Here is a 20,976-nt window from a genome sequence, read left to right as displayed (position 1 = left end):
GAGTTTTACTCTTGACTTATTGTTTATATCTAGTATACTTATATAGGAAGTAGCTAACTTACAAAAAGTAAGTGTTAATGGTTCTAGTAATCAATTTTTGACTTCAAGGAGGCTCGCATAATGGAAGAAGAAAAACAAGTATATGATGTCATCGTGATTGGAGCTGGCCCGGGTGGGTTGACGGCAGCTTTATATGCCTCCCGATCCAATTTATCTACTCTGATTCTGGAAAAAGGAATACCGGGTGGACAGATGAACAATACGGCTGAAATTGAAAACTATTCCGGCTTCAGTAGCATAATGGGACCGGATTTATCAATGAAAATGTACGAAGGAGCCAAACAGTTTGGTGCCGAGCATGTGTATGGCGATGTAAAAGAAATCATCGATCATACAACAGAAAAAGAACTGGTTGTTAGCAATAAGTCCTATTTTGCCAAATCTGTCATTATAGCTACAGGTGCAGAACACAAGAAGCTTGGAGTGAAAGGTGAAGCTGAGTACAACGGAAAAGGTGTATCTTACTGTGCTGTCTGTGATGGGGCATTCTTTAGAGATAAACATGTAGTAGTTGTCGGTGGTGGTGATTCTGCTGTTGAAGAGGGAACTTATCTGACACAATTTGCCAGCAAAGTGACGATTGTTCACCGTCGTGATGAACTGAGAGCACAGAAAATTCTTCAGGACAGAGCATTTAAAAATGACAAGATTGATTTTATCTGGGATTCAGTAGTTGAAGAAATCGAGGGCGACGATAAAGTAACAGGAGTTCAGCTGAAAAACGTTAGAACGGGTAATGTATCTACACTTGCAGCGGATGGGGTATTTATTTATATCGGTCTTCTGCCTAACTCTGACAGCTTTACCAATCTGCCTATCACCAACGAGGAAGACTGGATAGAAACAGACAGTCAGATGATGACCGCTGTTCCTGGTATCTTTGCTATCGGAGATGTGAGAGACACTGTACTCAGACAAGTGGCAACGGCTGTCGGAGATGGTTCTGTAGCCGGAAATGCTGCGTATCAATACGTTGAAGAACTTAAAGAAAAAATGGAACAGCAGCACGCATGAATCATTGATAATTTGTAGCAGAGCCAGGAATAGCACATTCCTGGCTCTGTTTTTCACTTCAACGTGTATACTTTTTTCATGCAAGGTTTCAGTAAAAATGTTACAATGGAAAAAGAAAAGAAAGCGGATAATTAATCATGCAGAAAAGAGGGTATACAATGGAATGGAAAGAAACATACGAAACATGGGTCGATTTTGACGACTTGGATGAACAGGTGAGGTCAGATCTTGAAAAGAATAAAGCTGACGAAGCAGCTTTGGAAGATGCTTTTTACACTTCTCTGGAATTTGGAACGGCTGGTATGCGTGGGATCATTGGGGCTGGAACGAATCGAATGAACTATTATACTGTCCGTCAAGCGACTGAAGGACTGGCCCTATTTCTAGAGAGTCAGGGAAAAGAGTTTGCTGAACGCGGGGTTGCGATTGCTTATGACTCCCGTCATATGTCAAAGGAATTTGCCCTAGAGTCTGCCAGAACATTAGCTGCTCACAACATTAAAGCTTTTGTTTTTGAAGACCTTCGTCCGACGCCTGAACTGTCATTTGCCGTACGTCATTTTAAAGCAGCAGCAGGCATTATGATCACTGCCAGCCATAATCCACCTGAGTATAATGGGTATAAGGTATATGGGGAAGATGGGGGCCAGCTGCCGCCCAAAGAAGCTGATGAGCTGACCGAATATGTCAGAAGTGTCTCTGACATTTTATCTATCGATACACTCACCGCAGTTGAAGCAGAGGAAAAAGGACTGCTGAAAATCGTCGGTAAGGATGTCGACCGTGTCTACTTAGATTATCTGAGAACAGTGACAATCGACCAGGAACTGGCAGATCGTCAGGGACGTCACATTAAAATCGTATTTACTCCTCTCCACGGCACAGGAAAAATGTTGGGAGTCAAAGCGCTTGAACAGGCTGGGTTCAAAAAAGTGTCTCTTGTTGAGAAACAGGCTGAAGCAGATCCGGATTTTTCAACTGTAAAATCTCCCAATCCTGAAGACCCGGAAGCTTTTGAGCTGGCCATCGAGCAGGGGAAAAAAGAAGATGCAGATGTTTTGATAGCGACTGATCCTGATGCAGACCGTCTGGGGATGGCTGTTAAAACTTCTGAAGGGCACTACGAAGTACTCAGCGGAAACCAGATCGCGAGTCTGATGATTGAATATATTCTGAAGGCACATACTAAAAAAGGAACGCTTCCAGGAAACAGTGTGATCATCAAGTCGATTGTTTCAAGCGAACTGCCATCTGCCATTGCTGACAAATATGGAGTAGAATCTGTCAACGTGCTTACTGGATTCAAGTTTATTGCAGAAAAAATCAAGGAGTACGAAGCAGACCAGAATTATACTTTCATGTTCGGATTTGAAGAAAGTTACGGGTATCTCGTCCAGCCGTTTGTCAGAGATAAGGATGCGATCCAAGCTCTAGTCATGGTTGCTGAAATGGTTGCACATTATAAAGAAGAAGGCTTCAGCTGTTTCGATGCCCTTCATGAACTTTATCATCAATATGGTCACTTTAAAGAGAAGACCATCTCAATCAAGATGGAAGGCATGGAAGGAACGAAAAAAATCAATAATCTCATGAATACTCTAAGAAATCAGGCACCAGCTCATTTTGGGGGCATCAAAGTTTGCAAAGTGGAAGACTTCCAGAAGCAGACAGTGAAAACTCAGAGTGGTGAAGATACAATTAATCTGCCTAAAGCCAATGTTCTGAAGTACACGCTAGCTGACGGAAGCTGGATTGCAGCCAGACCATCAGGAACAGAACCTAAAATCAAATTCTATATTTCAGCACAGGATGACTCTGGCGTAGTTGTAGAGGAGAAAATCTCCTCGTTCGAAGCAGATATCAAGTCAATTATTGATGCAAACTAAGGACTGATTCTTTAGGGGGGGATTTACAAATGAAAAAGAATGTCGGAAATACTGACCGCACGATTCGTCTCATTTTAGCTGCTGCAGTCTTTCCTATGCTGTTCATTTTAAATGGACCGGTAAGATTTCTGGGACTGGCTTTTCTCCCGCTTATGGGGACAGCACTCACCCGCCGCTGTGGGGCATACGCTTTGATTGGTACCAGCACATGTGAAAGAGAAGAATAAACTATCAGACCATTGGACAGTTCAGTCAGTCCAGTGGTCTTGTAGTATGAACAGCATATGACTATTCATGAGCAGAGTATACATGACACGCCAGGAATGTTATAATAAATAAACTGCTAAGGTTAGTTGATAGGTATGTGGTAAGAGTAAAGGAGTGGCATAATGAACGAACATTTAGAATTGGTGATTATTACAGGTATGAGCGGAGCAGGTAAGACAGTAGCTATGCAGAGTTTTGAAGATATGGGGTACTACTGCATCGATAATATGCCTCCAAATCTCCTTCCGACCTTCTGGAAACTGGTTAGAGAAACAGGTCAGTTCAGTAAAATTGCCTTAGTTATGGACCTAAGAATGCAGGATTTCTTTGAAGAGATCAACAAAGCAATTGCGACGATGGACAATACGCCTCTAATTCGAACACGTATTGTGTTTCTGGACGCGACCAACGAAGAACTGGTCACCAGATACAAAGAATCTCGTCGGGCTCATCCACTGGCAAAAAATGAACGAACTATTGAAGGAATCAAGAAAGAAAGAGAGCTGCTGAAGGACATTCGCATGAAAGCACAAGTCGTTATTGATACCAGCAGCATTACTCCACGTCAGTTGAGAGAAAAACTGATCGAGAAGTTCAAAGTAAAAGAGAAAGAGATGTTCAGAGTTGAAATGGTCTCATTCGGTTTCAAGTATGGTGTACCTATTGATGCTGATGTGGTAATGGATGTCAGGTTCCTTCCTAACCCGCACTACATTCCAGAACTGAAGCCGCAGACGGGCCTGGACAAAGACGTATATGATTATGTCATGCAGCAGCCGGAGACTGAATCATTCTATAAAAAATTCACTGATCTGCTGGAATATACACTTCCAGGGTACAAGAAAGAAGGAAAAAGCAATCTGACTGTCGCTATTGGCTGCACTGGGGGTAAACACCGGTCAGTTGCCTTAGTTGAACGGATTGCGAATAAAATAAAAGCTGACGGCTATCCTGTCAATGTTTCACACAGAGACAAGGATAAAGTAAAGGAGTCCATTGTACGGTCATGAAATCATCATTAATCAATAAAAGAAGACCAAAAATTGCCGTGATCGGCGGTGGAACTGGGTTGCCAGTTATTTTAAAAAGTCTTAAGGAAAAAGATGCAGATGTCACGGCTATTGTGACAGTTGCAGACGATGGAGGGAGCAGCGGTGCGTTAAGAAAAAGCTTCAATGCTGTTCCGCCAGGTGACCTGAGAAATGTACTTATTGCTCTGTCAGAAATACCGGAACTGCAGAAAGAGATTTTTCAGTACCGGTTCAAGTCTCAAGATGAGGCTTTGTCAGGACATACGATTGGGAATCTCATTATTCAGGCAACAGCTGATATGCGTGGCAATATTTATGATGCCGTTCAACTGCTCGCTAAGATGATGCATGTGAAAGGGCATGTTTATCCTGCGGCTGAAGAACCGCTAGTCCTCCATGCGCGTTATATGGATGGGTCGACCCAGACCGGAGAATCACAAATTCCCAAAGGCGGTAAAATGATCGACTATGTGGCTGTCTCTTGTGTAGAAAGAAGAAAGCCAGTTCAAGCCAGCAGAAAGGTCATATCAGCTATTATGGATGCGGATATGGTTGTACTGGGACCTGGAAGCCTCTTTACCAGTATCCTTCCTAATCTGATGATTCCTGATATTGGAAAAGCAGTTATGGAGACAGAAGCCAACGTAGTCTATATCTCAAACATCATGACCCAATTGGGTGAAACTGAAGGGCTTTCTGATGCTGATCATCTGCGTGTCCTGCACAAGCATCTCGGAGAGAGATTTGTGGATATCGCTATTACTAATATTGGTCTGGTACCGGATCAGTATATCGATCAGGAAGCGAACGAAGAATATCTGCTTCAAGTCGAACATGATTTTAGAGGACTAAGCGAAGAAGTGCCACTGATCATTTCTGATGATTTTCTGGAATTGACCCCAAAAGGTGTCTATCATGATGGAGAAAAAGTTGCTGAAGAAATATTCCGTACAGCATTTAACAGCCAGCGTAAAATCAAACAGTATTTTGAAAACAACTGAAAGTTTAGTTAAGTAGAGTCACTGAAAGTAAGGAAGTGAACCCATGTCATTTGCTTTTGAAGTAAAAAAAGAACTCACACTTCTGGAAGTCCATCCAGAGCATGCCAAAGCAGAACTGGCCGCTCTGATTAGGATGAACGGAACACTGAGTATTGTCGACCACGACTTCTTATTGAATGTCCAGACAGAAAATGCTGCAATAGCCCGTAGAATCTATTCGCTGATCAAAGACAATTTTGATGTGGAATCAGAGCTGCTGGTTAGAAAGAAAATGAAATTAAAAAAGAACAATGTGTATATCGTTCGACTTAAAAGTGGAAGTGAGCTCATTTTAAAGGAGCTGGGCATCATGGATGGTGTGCTCTACAGTGGACATATCCCTGAAGAGATAAAAACTAACAAGCAGAAAGCCAAATCCTATCTGAGAGGAGCTTTTCTTGCCAGTGGATCTGTCAACAGTCCGGACACCAGCCGTTATCATCTGGAAATCCATTCAAGCTATGAAGAGCACAATGAGGACATCTGCGAGATGATGCAGATGTTCGATATGAATGCGCGTATTCATGAGAGACGGAACGGCTATATCGTTTATCTGAAAGAAGCAGAAAAAATTGCTGATTTTCTGGCCATGATCGGGGCAACTGGGAGCATGTTCCGCTTCGAAGATGTAAGGATCGTAAGAGACATGCGTAATTCAGTCAACCGTCTCGTCAACTGCGAGAATGCAAATATGAACAAGACCATTGATGCAGCAAGCAGGCAAATCGAAAATATTCATCTGATTGCTCAGGCAAGAGGTCTGGATACATTACCGGATAAATTAAGGGAAATGGCAAAGTTACGCATCGATCATCCGGATGTGAGCCTGAAAGAACTGGGTGAACTAGTGCCTAATGGTGGGGTCTCCAAATCTGGAGTGAATCATCGTTTAAGAAAAATAAATAAAATAGCCGAAGATATCAGGTCGGCACAGAAAGTCTGATTATCTATTATTCTCCTGCTTTATGCCGGGGGATGATAGATTTTTTATTTGTCTGAAAAATATGAGGATATGGAAGAATACTCATTTCTGAAAGATTAATTTGTGACAAATTAAAAGGAATCTTTTTTAACAGAATAATGACAAATCTTAAGTAATTGTTGGATTATATAAAAAAGGCTCCCTTGACACAGTTCTCAATTACTAGGCTAATTGAGAACGATAGATAAGAATATAGCTTATTGCAAATAACTCCTACAAATTTAGTTTATAATATGTATTAAATAGAAGCTCAGAAGTATATGAGCGAATGATCAAAAAGAACTTTTTTCACAATTAATTTCAATTTAAAGAGAATAAATTGAATGAGAACCATTTTCATTTGTAATATTTTTGGACATAATAAATGTAAGAAGCCCGATGTTACTTTACTTTTTATGTATAATTCGTTATTCTTAAGTCAGATGATGTAGCGATAGACTCATGAAAATTATTGTGAAATTATTATAATGCTATTGAATTTAGACTAAAGCAAGTTGTTACACAGTTAGGGTTGAAATAGGAGTTACATATATTTGAGGAGGAAAGGGAATGCGCTTCAAAACAGTACAAAAAGCCACATATCCTAAACATAATAAATCGCGTACACACCATAAGGCAATTGAAAAAATAGATGCACCGACTATCATGGTTTTCCCGATGTCCATGCACTTGGGTGCTCCGGCCAAACCAGTAGTGGAAGTGGGCGACAAAGTGAAGGTGGGAACCTTGTTGGGGGAAGCTCAAGGCTTCATTTCTGCAAATGTTCTGTCATCAGTAAGTGGGGAAGTCATTTCTATTGAAGAACGTGATGTACTCAGTGATGTCTACACATGTGTCATCATAAAAAATGATGGAGAATACACAGAAGAACCGCCGTTTCCGGAAGCAGGAGATAATGTGGATCCGGCATTTGTTCCTGAACTGATCAAAAGAGCCGGTATTTCCGGAATGGGAGGAGCGACATTCCCGACTAACGTAAAAATGTCACCGCCTAAAGACAAGAAAATCGACACGCTTATTCTTAACGGAGCAGAATGCGAGCCGTATTCTACATCTGACCTGCGTACGATGATCGAATATGCAGACGAAATTATTGAAGGTGTCCGCGTGATCGATTCAGTCTTCAACGTTGACAGAGTAGTCATTGGTATCGAAGACAATGCTAAAGAAGCTGGAGAAGCACTGAAAAAAGCAGCTGAGGGCTACGATAAAGTTGAGATCAAAGTCCTTGAAGCTAAATATCCTCAAGGATCTGAAAAGCAGTTGATCGAGAACTGTACAGGACGTCAAGTGCCTGCAGGCGGCCTGCCAGCTGATATCGGTTGTGTCGTATCCAATGTTGGGACATTTCAGATGATATACCGTGCGGTACGCTTAGGTAAACCTATGGTAGAACGTGTCTGCACGATTTCAGGGACACCAATTGCCGACCCTAAAAACCTGCTTGTACGTCTGGGTACACCGATTGATGACGTGATTGATTTTTGTGGTGGCTTCCAGGAAGCACCACGTAAAGTGATTCACGGTGGGCCTATGATGGGGAAAACCATCAAAGACGGAGCGATTCCTATCTCAAAAGGGACCACTCATGTGACATTCCTTACTGCAGAAGAAGTCGATGATGAAGAACGTATGGATTGTATCCGCTGTTCAGAATGTATTAACGTCTGTCCTGTAAGCTTACAGCCTATACTTATCAGTAATGCTTACGAGCGGGGAGATATCGAAAAAGCAGCACAGCTTGGAGCTATGGACTGTATTGAATGCGGAAACTGTTCATATATCTGTCCGTCCAAGATTCCTTTACTAGACAACATAAGAAAAGCTAAAACGGTTATCAGACAGAATGCAAAGGCGGTGTAGGAATGAGTACGAATAAAACAAAAACCACCTTGGCCGATTACGATTTAGTGCTGGACAACTCACCGCACATATTTGAAAAATGGTCATCACAGTGGATCATGCTGCAAGTTATTATTGCCATGCTGTTTCCGTTGGCAGCGGGTGTCTACTTCTTCGGATTCCAGACACTTTATCTTACTGTTCTTGCTGTGATCACGTGTGTGATCAGTGAGTACCTGTACGAAAAAATTGTTAGAAAACGTGTAACTGTGACCGATTTATCAGCAGTAGTTACAGGTATGCTTATTGGTTTAAGTATGCCAAACGGTGCCCAATGGTTCAGTATTATTATTGTCAGTCTATTCGCGATTATTGTTGTCAAGATGATTCCGGGTGGAATCGGCAGAAACCGGTTCAATCCCGCTGTAGGCGGACGTGTCGTGTATTTGATGGCACCTTGGATTGTAAATACATTTGTTGCAGGAGAAGATATAATAACCACAGCAAGTCAGGCAGAAGCTATTACAACTGCAACTCCAGATGACCTTGTTGCTGCTGCAACACCCTTGTTCTACATTGCAAGTGGTGCGCAGGAAGTACCGGACGGCGCGCAGACGCTTTGGAATATGTTCCTGGGAAATCAAGGTGGATGGGGCGGGTCTCTTGGTGAAACAAGTGCAATCGCATTACTCATCGCCATGGCGTTTCTGATCTTCCGACGCATTATCAATCCTAAGATACCGGCAATGTATATCGGAACAGTTGCTCTGATCATGCTGGTTTACTCAGGATTTGATTTCGAATTCATGATGTATCACATTCTAAGTGGAGCCTTGCTTCTGGCAGGAACTTTCATGGTCACGGATTATGCTTCAGGTGGCCTGACTCCTCTTGGTCGAACGGTATTTCCGATCGGCGCTGGCATCATTACTGCGGCTTTCAGAATTGGAAATTTTTCACCTGAAGGGGTTGGCTTCTCAATACTTATTATGAATGCGATCATTCCATTTGTAGACAAACTGGTTATGCCGCGCATTTACGGTCACAAGAAACGTCCCGGAGTTCATCCGGATTATGATCTGACAGAGCCGCTTACCAAGCGTGACGTGCTGACAGACAATTGAGTAGATAATAAAACGGCTGGAAAATGATCCGGCCGTTTTTTTTTACGTATTATTCAGAGTATACTTAAGAAAATAGAAAAGGGTGTGCTAAGTATGCTGAAAAAAACACTTGCAGCAGGAGCAGTTTTTATCATTGGAATGGTTTTAAGCGGGTGCGGAGATACAGGAGAACCGTCACCGTTTGAAGAAGTGGATACATTGGACGGTGTATCTATAAGCTTGAATCAGGAAGTGTATGATTCAGAAGGAGAGACATTCATTCTTACTGTGTCGAATCAGTCTGAAGAAGAGATAAGCTATGGCATTGCATTCACTGTCGAAAAGCAGGAAGGGAACCAGTGGATAACCGTTGAACCAGAGGAAGAGATGTCATTTATTATGATTGCCCATATACTGGGTCCGGGAGAAGAGGCAGAAGACGAACTGAACATGCATTACTATGAGCCCTTCGAACCAGGTGAGTACAGAGTCGTCAGACAGATCGAAGGAGAAGTGCTGACTGCCGAGTTTACTGTGGAATAAAAAGATAAAGCAATAAAGATAAGTCAGCTTGTTAGCGACAACTGACATCTTTATTGCTTTTCCTTAATTGTCTGGTGTAGTTTTGATGGTATTGATCTTAAGAATGTCTTCATAATCACCAACCTGAGATATGAAATGTATCATGTTAAACTGTGCGGGAAGGTTCAATGTATACATATCTTCACAAAGTGAACTTCCGTCTTCCAAATAGGTAATAGAATGATCTGTTGAAACAACAGTGATATTGTTTGCTTTAAAAGTTTCCATTAGATAAGCAAGTGTAGCATCTCTATTTTTATACTGAATCTCCAGTTGTTTAGTACTGTCGATCTTGAATAATCCTTTAAGCAGACGCAAAACGATCAGCATGATAAATGTACTTGTGATTGCCATGAAATAATAACCCATACCCACGGCAATACCTAAACTTGCTACAGCCCATATTGAAGCAGCCGTTGTCAGTCCAGTCACTGTCCGTCTACTTACAATAATTGTTCCTGCGCCCAGGAATCCAATCCCGTTGACAATCTGAGCGGTAAGACGAGTAATGTCGGTTGATAATATTGTTGAAAAATCGGGGTTGTCCATGGCAAAGTTCAAGACCCATCTGCTGGCTTCCAGTTGCGTCATCGTAATGATCGCTGCACCCAGACTTACTAGAGTATGGGTGCGTATCCCAGCATCGCGACCCTTAAGTTCTCGTTCGTAACCAATAACCCCGCCGACAACTGCAGCGAGAATCAGTCTTAAAAATAATTCTATCTGAGTAAATTCCAAACCGATTCCTCCCTCATACTTTTATAACACTATTATCGTTAGTTTGACAAATAAATACAAGAATGAATTTGTACAGATCACATGGAATTACTTTCATCTTTCTGCTACATATTGTATACTAAAATTATTAGCAGAACCTACCAGTTTTTTCACATGTACATAACTATAAGAAAGTATGTGAAAAAAGTAATTAGGTTAGACAGGAATTATAGAAAGGATGAATGTGATGCGTTTTTCGTTCATGGGAAAACACGGTGGTTCCCATCCAGAAGAGAATAAATCACGAACGAGCAAGTTACCGATAGTAGATGCATCAGTCCCTAAAATCATGGTTTACCCCGTATCCATGCACATAGGAGCGCCTGCTAAACCGGTCGTAGAAATTGGAGAGACAGTCAAGGTCGGTCAGCTGATTGCTGAAGAAGGTGGATTTGTATCAGCAAATGTATATTCTTCAGTTTCAGGTGAAGTAATCGCTATAGAAAAACGTGGAAAAATCGGTGGCGGAGAAGTGGACAGTATCATTGTCAAAAATGACTATGAATATACAAAAGCTGATCCAATCGTCGAACCAGGACGGTCTCAGGACATGTCAAAAGATGAAATCATTCAGACAGTCAGGAAAGCTGGAATCGTTGGAATGGGTGGAGCAACGTTCCCTACAGCTGTTAAGTTGAGTCCTCCACCGGGGATGACGATTGACACACTTATCATCAATGGGGCCGAGTGTGAACCGTATTCTACATCCGACCACAGAGTCATGGTGGAACATGCAGATGAAATTATTCATGGAATTAATCTGTCTAGAGCATTGTTCCCTCAATTACGTCGCATCTATATCGGTGTAGAGGATAATAAACCGGATGCCATCAAGGCGCTTGAGGAAGCCTCTGCTGAATATGACGATATTTTCGTCCGTCCATTGAAAACAATGTATCCACAAGGATCAGAGAAAAACTTGATCAAGAGCATGACTGGAAGAGAAGTATCGCCTGGTGGCCTTCCTGCTGAAGTTCGCTGTGTCGTGGCTAATACATCAACGATCCGTTCTTGCTACCGCGCCTGCGAGTTTGGCGAGCCTTTAATCGAACGTATTGTATCAGTGTCCGGAACACCAATAAGAGAACCTAAAAACCTTCGAGTTAAAATCGGTACTCCTATGGATTCGCTTATTGAAGACTGCGGCGGATTTGCTGACGTACCAGGAAAAGTCCTGGGTGGTGGACCGATGATGGGTAAAACTGTTTCGGATCTCGGGGTTCCAATTATTAAAGGAACGACAGCTATAACAGTTCTGACTCCTGAAGAAGCTGAACAAGGGGACAGTCACGACTGTATCATGTGTTCAGAATGTCTAAATGTCTGCCCGGTCAGTCTGCAACCTATCCTTATCAGTGAAGCTTTCGAAAGAGGAAATATTGATAAAGCTCAGGAGCTGGGGGCAATGGACTGTATCGAATGTGGAAACTGTTCATTTATCTGTCCTTCAAAAATTCCTCTTCTAGAAAATATTCGTTCCGCTAAAGCTGCTATAAAAGCGAAGGAGGAGAAGTAAGATGGCTCAGGCAATTGATGTAAAAGGTAAATTGCAAGTCGGTCCTTCACCTCATGTTCGCAGCAAACGCACAGCAGCTTGGGTTATGGACCAGGTTTTAATCGCGCTGATTCCACCAACATTAGCGGCTACCTTCTTCTTCGGATGGTGGGTCCTTGGTATGGTAGCAATTGGTATTGGGACAGCCGTTGCATCTGAATTTATTTATCAGAAACTGACATACAAACCAATTAAAATACAGGATCACAGTGCCGCAGTAACAGGTATGCTGGTCGCCTTAAGTTTGCCTGTCACTGCACCAATATGGATGATCATGTTTGGATCGATTTTTGCTATTGTTATCGTTAAGCAGCTTAATGGTGGGATTGGAAGGAACTACTTCAACCCTGCAGTTGCTGCTCGTGTAGTCATTAAGGCCCTCTTTACTCCTTGGCTGGCTAACTGGGTCCTGCCCGGTGGATTGCTGGGAAGTGGATTCAGAGGGGTCGACGCTATAGGTTCTGCCACGCCGCTTGAGTTTATCGGTAACGGGGCACAGGTCGTGCCTGAACAAGTTCCTGGACTATTCGATTTGTTCATGGGATTTAATCTAGGTGGAAATGTTGGAGAAACTTCTAAATTCGCAATACTTATTGGTATGCTTTATCTGATTTTCAGACGTGTAATTAATCCAAAAGTACCGATTTTATATATCCTTACAACATTTGTGGTTATGGGATTATGGTCCAGCTTTGACTGGAATTTCCAAATGACGCACATTCTGACAGGAACTCTGTTCTTCGGGGCCACGTATATGGCTACTGACTATAGTTCAGGATCTCTAACACCAGAAGGGAAGACTGTTTTTGCTATCGGATGTGGTGTGTTGACCGCTGTGTTCAGGATTACACTGGACCACCCGGGTGGAGTGGGGTATTCGATCCTAATTATGAATGCCCTGGCACCGTTTATTGATAGTAAGCTGATGCCACGAATCTACGGCCACAAAACCCGTCCCCAAACAAAATTCGATCGTCAAAGCACGAACTAATGCTATAAAATAAACAAAAAAGCGCCGCGAGAATATCTCTCGTTGACGCTTTTTTTATTGGTCGTAGGCTAGTTCGTTATTAGATAATCAAAAACAGTCAAGGGGACTATTTAATAAGACTGTAGACAATTCCTCCGGCTACCCCAGTCACTAGAATAATCTGAATAGGGCTTGCCTTGAATTTTCTCATAAGAAACAGCCCGGCTGCAAAGAAGAAGACAGAAACCCAGTTGATTTCTGAAAGGACGATCGGCCAGTCGCTATGACCAAACATGGCTGTCATGAAAATCGTTACACCAGCAGAAGCAATCAGAGCGACAACTGCCGGACGAACACCTTGTATCACACCTTGAACAATTGACAGGTTCTGATACTTGAAGTAGAAATATGCCAGAAGTTGAACAATTATGACAGACGGTAAGGTTACACCTATTGTAGCAATGATTCCGCCCATGATTCCTGCAATCTGGTTACCGGAAAAAGTTGCAGCATTAATGGCAATTGGGCCAGGTGTCATCTCTGATAATGTCAAAATATCAATGAACTGCTGGTTAGTGATCCAGCCTTGAACTGTAATCAGTTCCTGTTCAATAAGTGGCAGCGAAGCATAGCCTCCTCCAAAACTGAGGATTCCAATCTGGAAAAAACTGAGAAAGAGTTCTAAGTAAATCATTTGCTCTCCCCCTTGTCGTGTTTATTCTTTAAGTCTATTAATGTCATGATCAATCCAATAAGAGCCGAAACAAAAAGCAGCCACAAAATATTGACCTGGAAGCCAATGCCGGCGATTAGTGCCGCAATCATTACCAGTACGGGCACTATCTTCTTCTGTTTAATGATTCGAAGAGCCATGTTTATGACCACATTTACGATGATTGCTGCAACCCCAGCCTGCATGCCTAGGAGCACATTGTTGACTAAGGCATTATCTCTTAAAGCCAGATAAATATATGCCAGGCCAGTCATAATTCCTAATGGGGGGAGAATTGTTCCCAGAACCGTGACCATTGCACCAGAAAATCCTGCCATACGGTAACCGATCAGAATCGATGTATTGACAGCAATAGGCCCTGGCGCTGACTGTCCGATAGCGATCAGGTTCAGCATTTCATCCTCATCGATCCATCCCAATTCATTCACAAATTTCTTTTCCATCAGTGGCACGATAACGTAGCCTCCGCCGAAAGTAAACATGCTGAGAAAAAATGTCGATCGAAAGAGAGTTAAGTATAAATCTTTCTTATTCATATGATTCCTTCTTTCATAAATTCAGTACTTTATCAATTATAGTGGATTTCAAAGAGCTTTAAAAGGAAAAGAAAAGTGTGATTTGAGTGAGTTTTCCACACAGAATAGGTATAATGATATAAAGGAGTCACGACGCATATGTGACTGTTGCTGGAGGTATAGGAATGATCAATTTACTTTTTTCATTGAACGAAAACTACGTCTTTCCGCTGAAAGTGCTGATTCGGTCCATTTTAGATACGAATCCGGATGAGACATTCTGCATGTATTTGCTTCACACAGGGATAAGGGATGAAACCTTAGAAGAACTGCGAACGTTTATTGAAAAAGAGGGGCATGTTTTTGAACCAATTTACAGTAAAAACTATTTTAAATCATCTGACAAAGTGGCAATTACCAGGTATTATGCACTGGAAATGTATTTATGGATGTTTGCTCCTTATATTCTTCCGGACCATGTTGATCGAGTTCTTTATCTCGATCCGGATATTATCTGCCTGAATAAAGTGAGACCTTTATACACTAAACCGTTTCATGGGAATTCTTTTATTGCAACAAACTATAAGTATAAAACTAAATGGGTTCAGCCATTCAATAACTTAAGATTAAGAAATTTTGAATCTGATGATTATTTCAATTCGGGTGTAGTACTGATGAATCTCGAAAAATTGCGAAAAATTGAAAATGCAGACCATATTGTCGAAACGATACGTGAAAATAAGCCATTTCTTATTCTTCCGGACCAGGACATTTTCAACCTGATATTTGTTAATGATATAAAAGAAGAAGACTGGCGGGTCTACAATATGAATCCCAAAGTTTATGAAAAACTGAGAATTCTTTTTCCTCAGAAGTATAATTATAGTAAAGTGGAAGAGAACGTTGTCTTTATTCATTATTCAGGAAAATATAAACCATGGGATGAACGGGAAAAATACAAGTATGCTTTGGGGAGATATTACTTTGAAGCAGAAAAGAAAGTGTATCCGGGACTTCATAAATTAGAAACTAGCAGGAAAGGAAGAAAACGATGACGAGAACGAAGGAATACGATTATTTAGTGATCGGTGGGGGGAGCGGAGGCATTGCCTCTGCTAACCGGGCGGGCATGCATGGAGCTAAAGTTGGCCTCATTGAAGAACACAATTTGGGAGGCACCTGTGTCAATCTGGGATGTGTACCAAAAAAAGTCATGTGGTATGTCGCCGAAATGATGGAATCGATCGATCATTACGCGGAGGGGTACGGACTTGAGTTTGGGAATAAACCCAAGCTGAATTTTAAGAAGATGGTTGAAAATAGGGATAAGTATATCAAGTTCCTTCATGGGGCATATAAAAAAGGATTAGACAGCAATAAAGTTGATCTTATTAGAGGAAGAGCTGTCTTTGTTGATGAATCGACGGTTAAAGTTGACGGGAAGACCTATACTGCTGAACATATTATGATAGCAACAGGCGGAAAGCCCAAACGTCTTCCGATTCCCGGCGGTGAATATGGGATGGTATCAGATGATATCTTCGATTTGGAAAAACTGCCTGGAAGCATCGCAGTGATCGGCGGCGGCTATATTGGGGTAGAGATGAGCGGAATTTTCCATGCAATGGGAGTCGATACGCATTTATTCGTGAGAAAGCCTCAGCCACTATATAACTTTGATTCTATCATCTGCGAGGGATTCTCGGAACTTGCTGGGGCTGAAGGAAGAAAGATTCAGACGAACAAAACGGTGACTGAAGTTAAAAAACTGGGAGAAGACAAGTATGAGCTTGTGTTTGATGATGGTAGCACGCATGAAACGGAAATGGTACTTTGGGCGACAGGGCGCACACCGAATACTGAAGGCCTTAACCTTGAAGCTGCCGGCGTCAACCTTTATCCAGGAGGGTATATTGAAGTCGATCAGTATCAGAATACTACTGGAAACAATGTTTATGCAGTCGGAGATGTGACTGGAAGAGTTGAACTGACACCAGTGGCAATCGCTGCCGGCAGACAGCTGTCTGAACGTCTATTTAATAACAAGAAGAATGCCAAGGTCGATTATGATAATATTCCGACTGTTATATTTACCCATCCGCCTATTGGCACCGTTGGGATGACTGAGGAGCAGGTCTATGACCTATATCCTGAAGAGTATATCAAGATATACAAGACATCCTTTACCTCAATGCACAGTTCGATCACTGGGCATAGACAAAAAGCATACATGAAACTGGTCTGTGTAGGAAAAAATGAAAAAGTGGTCGGCCTTCATGGAATCGGAAAAGGGATGGATGAGATTCTTCAGGGCTTTGCAGTAGCAATTCAGATGGGAGCAACAAAGAAGGATTTCGACCGGACGATAGCTATCCACCCGACTGCTGCTGAAGAGTTTGTTACAATGAAATAACCGTTTTGGCGAATGGTCGCTTTAATTTAACACAATAAGGATAAAATGTGTCAAAAAATACGAATGATACCTTCGTGATTCGGATTAATTTTTCGTTTATTGTTGAAATTCCTCTCATAATGTACTATGATTAAGGCAACTTAATAAGAGCGTTATCTAATATAATTTAGCGATATGGGCTAGAGTCTCTACCAATCCCCTTAAAGGATTGACTATTAGATTAAACAATTGCGATTGTTTAAGATGTAGTTAATTAAAGGCGGCCATCCGTCTTTTTTTTGCTTTCTTAAACTTTATCCCATCCATCACGTTATTAGATAACCCTTGATTAACGACTCCATTCAAGTGGAGAATCATAGAAGAGAGAGGGTTTTATCTTTGTTGGAAAAGTTTTTTCAATTAAAGGAGAATAACACAACAATTGGTCGGGAGGTTACTGCAGGATTAACGACATTCTTTGCTATGTCTTATATTATTTTTGTTAATCCTCAGATTCTGTCATTAACAGGTATGCCGACCCAAGCGGTCTTTCTGGCAACTGTTTTATCTACAGCAGTTGGTACACTGATCTTAGCACTATATGCCAATGTTCCTTATGCGCAGGCACCGGGAATGGGACTGAATGCATTCTTTACCTATACAGTAGTCTTTGCACTTGGTTTTTCTTGGCAGGAAGCTTTATTCATGGTTTTCCTCACAGGTGTAGTCGGGATTTTAATTACCGTTACTTCAATCAGAAAGAAAATCATTCACGCGATACCTGAATCCCTTCAGCATGCTATCGGCGGAGGAATCGGTGTATTTATTGCTTATATTGGTTTAAAGAATGCGCAACTATTAGAATTTACATCTGAAGGACAGGACATTATTTCTGTCAACAATGAACCTTATACAGCCGGATCAGAAATCACCGGGGCGATTAATACTGTAGTCACTGGTGGAGGAATTATTCCTGACATGGGCACCCTTGCCAATCCTTATGCACTGCTTGCCATCATTGGTCTGATTATTATGGTCGTTCTGATGCTTGCCAATGTTAAAGGTGCGATCCTCATCGGAATCGTTGCGACAACAATTATCGGAATTCCTATGGGTGTGACTGATTTATCAGGACTGAATAACCCAGCTAATACTTTCTTGTCCACGTTCGGCGAATTGGGTGTGACATTTGGAGCGGCTTTCAGCTCCCAAGGGTTAGGGTCACTTCTTGCAGACCCATCACGTTATGCTTTGATTCTTATCACTGTCTTTGCATTTACACTGACAGATATCTTTGATACAATCGGAACCTTCATCGGAACAGGTCGAAAATCAGGTATATTTACTCTTGAAGATGAAAAAGCAATGGATCAGGGTAAAGGACTTAACACAAAAATGGAAAAAGCTCTTCTGGCAGATACTGTTGCTACAGCAGTTGGAGCAATCTTTGGAACGTCACCTGTTACGACATTTGTTGAAAGTACAGCGGGAATCGGTGCTGGCGGGCGGACTGGGCTGACCAGCTTGACAACTGCTACTATGTTCCTTCTTACAGCTTTTATTGCACCAGTGATTTCAGTCGTTCCTGGAGCTGCCACAGCGCCAGCACTAATCGTAGTCGGTATTCTGATGCTGTCTGCATTTGCAGAAATTGACTGGAACAACCTTGAAGAAGCAGTACCTGCATTTTTCGCTTCTCTGTTCATGGGATTCACCTACAGCATCTCATACGGGATTGCAGCAGGCTTCCTGTTCTACATCATCACCAAAGCAGCTAAAGGGAAAGCACAAGTCGTTCACCCGGTTCTTTGGGCGACAACAGCTCTATTCATCGTCAACTTTATTGTCATGGGTATGCTTTAAAAAATATAATCTAATATAGTTGAATGCCACTGGGAAGAATCTGAAGAGTCTACCAGTGGCATTTTTGTTTTATCACGACTGTACGGGGCCAAGGGATACGTTAACTGTTGTGGCTGGGAAGTGGTAGAATGAGCGTATAAAATAGCCGATCAGACGTCGATATGAATCCATACTCAGACTTGAATGGTGAGCAAGGAAGTCAGACAATCAGATAAAAGACAGGCGCTGCTTTTCAGAGAAATCGGATAAGTGACGTTCTGGACAGAAGTGATGTAGAAGTTGTCCATTTCTTATTTTTACGCATAGTAAAAACTCCTAATAAAGCAGTAGAATTTTTAATATTTCTAATGAATACTTTATTAGGAGCATATCCGAAGATATTAGCAGTTAATTGGTCTTTTGTCAGTTCACTTGAACATTAAACTATTCGTATCTCAACGCATCAATCGGGTTGAGTCTAGCCGCTTTACGTGCCGGATAAATTCCGAAGAAGACACCGACAGCAGTAGAGAAGAGCAGCACTAGCGCCACACTGCCCAGTGTAATAATCGGAACAATATCAAGGGCTCCTGCGATGATGTTGGACAGGATAATGCCTAATGTGAGTCCGATCATTCCACCAATAAGGCTTAGAATGATCGATTCCATCAGGAACTGAACCAGGATCGTACGCGTCGTAGCGCCCAAGGCTTTTCTGGTACCAATTTCTCTAGTCCGTTCGGTAACAGATACAAGCATGATATTCATTACTCCAATACCACCGACCAGCAGAGCAATAGCAGCTACTGCAGCAATAAAGTTGATAAACAGGCTCAACACATTATTGACCTGATCCAGCGCTTGAAGGAAATTAGTTGCGTTATATACATTATCTCCAACTGCATTATTTCTCAGTTCGAGAAGTCTGACGACCTGACTTGATACAGTATCGATCTGATCAGTACTTTCGACCTCTATGGATACAGTATCCATACCGGCCATCTGAGGTACCTGATTGCCTAAGGTAGATTGAGGCATAGCTGCGAACAACGGAATCTGGCTGGTGTCGAAAGCACCTTGCATATCTCCAAAAGATCCTTCGACCACACCGACAATTCTAAGGTTCATCTGGCTTTGAGCGACCGTGACACGCAGCGTCTCACCGATCACATCTGTCGTTCCGAATAAAGCTTCTGCACCGTCTTCATCTATTACAATGACATCCTGTGATTCGTCAAAATCAACCTGATTGAAATAACGCCCTTCAACTAATGTCGAGCTCATCGACTGACTGACAAATTGAAGATCCGGCGTACCGTACGATATAACGGCCTGCCGTGATTCATCAACTGATGAAATATTTCCTGAAGTCGTTTCATTAGGTGAGATATAACGGATTTCATCGATAGAATCTCTCAATACATTCAGATCTTCATTGGATATCAAGTCTCCTGACTGTTCAGGATCGTTCGCATTCAGACTGATCGTGGTTGCTCCAATATCGCTGAAGGTTCGCGTGATTTCATCTGCTGCTCCGTTACCAACTGCCAGAATCGCAATAACTGAGGCAATTCCGATTATTATCCCGAGCATGGTCAGAAAGGAGCGCATTTTATTGGCAAAGATACTATCTATAGCCATTTTCAGATTTTCTTTTATGAACATTTACTCCACCTCCCGCTTCGGTATCTGTTTAGGAGTCAGCTGTTCATCTTTTTTCATGACACCGTCTCTGAAATGAACAATACGTTTTGTGTATTCCGCCATTTCAGGTTCATGAGTAACCATCACAATTGTCGTACCTTCCTCATTCAATTCCTGGAAAATTCTCATAATATCCTCAGTGGTTTTAGAATCCAGGTTTCCTGTAGGTTCATCAGCCATAAGAACAGATGGTTCATTAACAATTGCACGGGCAATTGCTACACGCTGTTTCTGACCGCCAGATATTTCGTTAGTTAAATGTTCCAGGCGATTGCCCAGACCGACTTTTTCGAGGGCTTCTGTGGCTCGTCTACGTCTTTCTTTATATGGAACTTTTCCATATACTAGGGGAAGCATGACATTTTCAAGGACATTCATTCTAGCCATAAGATTGAATGACTGAAAAACGAAACCGATCTCTTTATTTCTTATTCCCGCAAGCTCCGCATCCGACAAATCGGACACATCCGTACCGTTGAGCAGATAGCGGCCGTTGTCAAATCGGTCCAGGAGTCCAAGAATATTCATCAGCGTGGATTTTCCGGAGCCACTAGGTCCCATAATTGAGGTGAACTCGCCTTCCTGGATTTTAAGAGACACCTTGTCCAGTGCACGTACGGTTTCTCCGCCCATTTTATAAATCTTTTCAATATCAGTGATTTCTATCATGAGCACACCTCC

19 protein-coding genes and 1 riboswitch are annotated in these 20,976 nt (G+C 42.0%); of the genes, 14 read left to right on the top strand and 5 right to left on the bottom strand.

What is annotated here, in order from left to right:
* Window positions 1-120 precede the first annotated feature (120 nt).
* From trxB to BLR76_RS02690, 9 genes are all read left to right on the top strand, one after another.
* Complete coding sequence (trxB, locus tag BLR76_RS02730) at window positions 121-1,074, top strand: thioredoxin-disulfide reductase (protein WP_091265142.1); 954 nt, start codon at window positions 121-123, stop codon at window positions 1,072-1,074.
* 158 nt (window positions 1,075-1,232) lie between these two features.
* The gene (locus BLR76_RS02725) at window positions 1,233-2,960 is read left to right on the top strand and encodes a phospho-sugar mutase (RefSeq protein ID WP_091265139.1); all 1,728 of its coding nucleotides are present in this window, start codon (window positions 1,233-1,235) and stop codon (window positions 2,958-2,960) included.
* Between the two features lie 29 nt (window positions 2,961-2,989).
* A complete protein-coding gene (locus tag BLR76_RS02720; RefSeq protein ID WP_091265138.1) occupies window positions 2,990-3,187 on the top strand; it encodes a YgaP family membrane protein in 198 nt (65 codons plus the stop codon).
* A gap of 162 nt (window positions 3,188-3,349) precedes the next feature.
* Entirely contained in the window at window positions 3,350-4,237 is an 888-nt protein-coding gene (gene rapZ / locus BLR76_RS02715; RefSeq protein ID WP_091265135.1) for an RNase adapter RapZ, read from the top strand.
* A complete protein-coding gene (locus tag BLR76_RS02710) occupies window positions 4,234-5,259 on the top strand; it encodes a gluconeogenesis factor YvcK family protein (RefSeq protein WP_091265134.1) in 1,026 nt (341 codons plus the stop codon). The genes rapZ and BLR76_RS02710 overlap by 4 nt, the downstream gene beginning before the upstream one ends.
* Before the next feature lie 43 nt (window positions 5,260-5,302).
* Entirely contained in the window at window positions 5,303-6,241 is a 939-nt protein-coding gene (gene whiA, locus BLR76_RS02705; RefSeq protein WP_091265131.1) for a DNA-binding protein WhiA, read from the top strand.
* A 588-nt stretch (window positions 6,242-6,829) separates the two neighbouring features.
* Entirely contained in the window at window positions 6,830-8,143 is a 1,314-nt protein-coding gene (gene rsxC, locus BLR76_RS02700; protein ID WP_091265129.1) for an electron transport complex subunit RsxC, read from the top strand.
* A 2-nt stretch (window positions 8,144-8,145) separates the two neighbouring features.
* Window positions 8,146-9,246: an RnfABCDGE type electron transport complex subunit D gene (locus BLR76_RS02695; RefSeq protein WP_245683006.1), complete on the top strand. Its 1,101-nt coding sequence runs from the start codon at window positions 8,146-8,148 to the stop codon at window positions 9,244-9,246.
* Window positions 9,247-9,339: 93 nt separating this feature from the next.
* Window positions 9,340-9,768, top strand: a complete 429-nt coding sequence (locus BLR76_RS02690; RefSeq protein ID WP_091265127.1) for an immunoglobulin-like domain-containing protein — start codon at window positions 9,340-9,342, stop codon at window positions 9,766-9,768.
* 63 nt (window positions 9,769-9,831) lie between these two features.
* Here the strand turns inward: BLR76_RS02690 and BLR76_RS02685 are convergent, their stop codons facing one another.
* Window positions 9,832-10,545: an MgtC/SapB family protein gene (locus BLR76_RS02685; RefSeq protein ID WP_176759587.1), complete on the bottom strand. Its 714-nt coding sequence runs from the start codon at window positions 10,543-10,545 to the stop codon at window positions 9,832-9,834.
* Window positions 10,546-10,771: 226 nt separating this feature from the next.
* Here BLR76_RS02685 and rsxC (BLR76_RS02680) point away from each other — a divergent pair, with 226 nt between their 5' ends.
* Both rsxC (BLR76_RS02680) and BLR76_RS02675 read left to right on the top strand, forming a co-directional pair.
* On the top strand, window positions 10,772-12,100 hold the full coding sequence (gene rsxC, locus BLR76_RS02680; RefSeq protein WP_091265123.1) for an electron transport complex subunit RsxC: 1,329 nt from the start codon (window positions 10,772-10,774) through the stop codon (window positions 12,098-12,100).
* Window position 12,101: 1 nt separating this feature from the next.
* Complete coding sequence (locus BLR76_RS02675; protein ID WP_091265121.1) at window positions 12,102-13,130, top strand: RnfABCDGE type electron transport complex subunit D; 1,029 nt, start codon at window positions 12,102-12,104, stop codon at window positions 13,128-13,130.
* Between the two features lie 106 nt (window positions 13,131-13,236).
* Here the strand turns inward: BLR76_RS02675 and BLR76_RS02670 are convergent, their stop codons facing one another.
* Entirely contained in the window at window positions 13,237-13,803 is a 567-nt protein-coding gene (locus BLR76_RS02670) for a chromate transporter (protein ID WP_091265119.1), read from the bottom strand.
* A complete protein-coding gene (locus tag BLR76_RS02665; protein WP_091265116.1) occupies window positions 13,800-14,378 on the bottom strand; it encodes a chromate transporter in 579 nt (192 codons plus the stop codon). Before BLR76_RS02665 ends, BLR76_RS02670 begins: the two co-directional genes overlap by 4 nt.
* Window positions 14,379-14,542: 164 nt before the next feature.
* Between BLR76_RS02665 and BLR76_RS02660 the strand changes: the two genes are divergently transcribed.
* The 3 genes from BLR76_RS02660 (at window position 14,543) to BLR76_RS02650 (ending at window position 18,612) form a co-directional block, all read left to right on the top strand.
* On the top strand, window positions 14,543-15,412 hold the full coding sequence (locus tag BLR76_RS02660) for a glycosyltransferase family 8 protein (RefSeq protein ID WP_091265114.1): 870 nt from the start codon (window positions 14,543-14,545) through the stop codon (window positions 15,410-15,412).
* Window positions 15,409-16,770: a glutathione-disulfide reductase gene (gene gorA / locus BLR76_RS02655; protein ID WP_091265111.1), complete on the top strand. Its 1,362-nt coding sequence runs from the start codon at window positions 15,409-15,411 to the stop codon at window positions 16,768-16,770. The genes BLR76_RS02660 and gorA overlap by 4 nt, the downstream gene beginning before the upstream one ends.
* Before the next feature lie 137 nt (window positions 16,771-16,907).
* Window positions 16,908-17,005: riboswitch (purine riboswitch) on the top strand.
* 146 nt (window positions 17,006-17,151) lie between these two features.
* Window positions 17,152-18,612 (top strand): NCS2 family permease, encoded by a 1,461-nt coding sequence (locus BLR76_RS02650; RefSeq protein WP_091265227.1) that lies wholly within the window; start codon window positions 17,152-17,154, stop codon window positions 18,610-18,612.
* Between the two features lie 423 nt (window positions 18,613-19,035).
* Here BLR76_RS02650 and BLR76_RS02645 read toward each other — a convergent pair whose 3' ends face one another.
* Both BLR76_RS02645 and BLR76_RS02640 read right to left on the bottom strand, forming a co-directional pair.
* Window positions 19,036-20,256, bottom strand: a complete 1,221-nt coding sequence (locus BLR76_RS02645) for an ABC transporter permease (protein ID WP_091265109.1) — start codon at window positions 20,254-20,256, stop codon at window positions 19,036-19,038.
* Window positions 20,257-20,964, bottom strand: coding sequence for an ABC transporter ATP-binding protein (locus BLR76_RS02640; RefSeq protein ID WP_091265107.1), 708 nt, complete (start codon window positions 20,962-20,964; stop codon window positions 20,257-20,259).
* Between the last annotated feature and the right edge of the window lie 12 nt (window positions 20,965-20,976).

The sequence above is a fragment of the Alkalibacterium thalassium genome, from assembly GCF_900101165.1.
Lineage (GTDB): Bacteria > Bacillota > Bacilli > Lactobacillales > Carnobacteriaceae_A > Alkalibacterium > Alkalibacterium indicireducens.
Note: the sequence above shows the minus strand (reverse complement) of the source record. Positions and strands in the feature narration are given on the sequence as shown.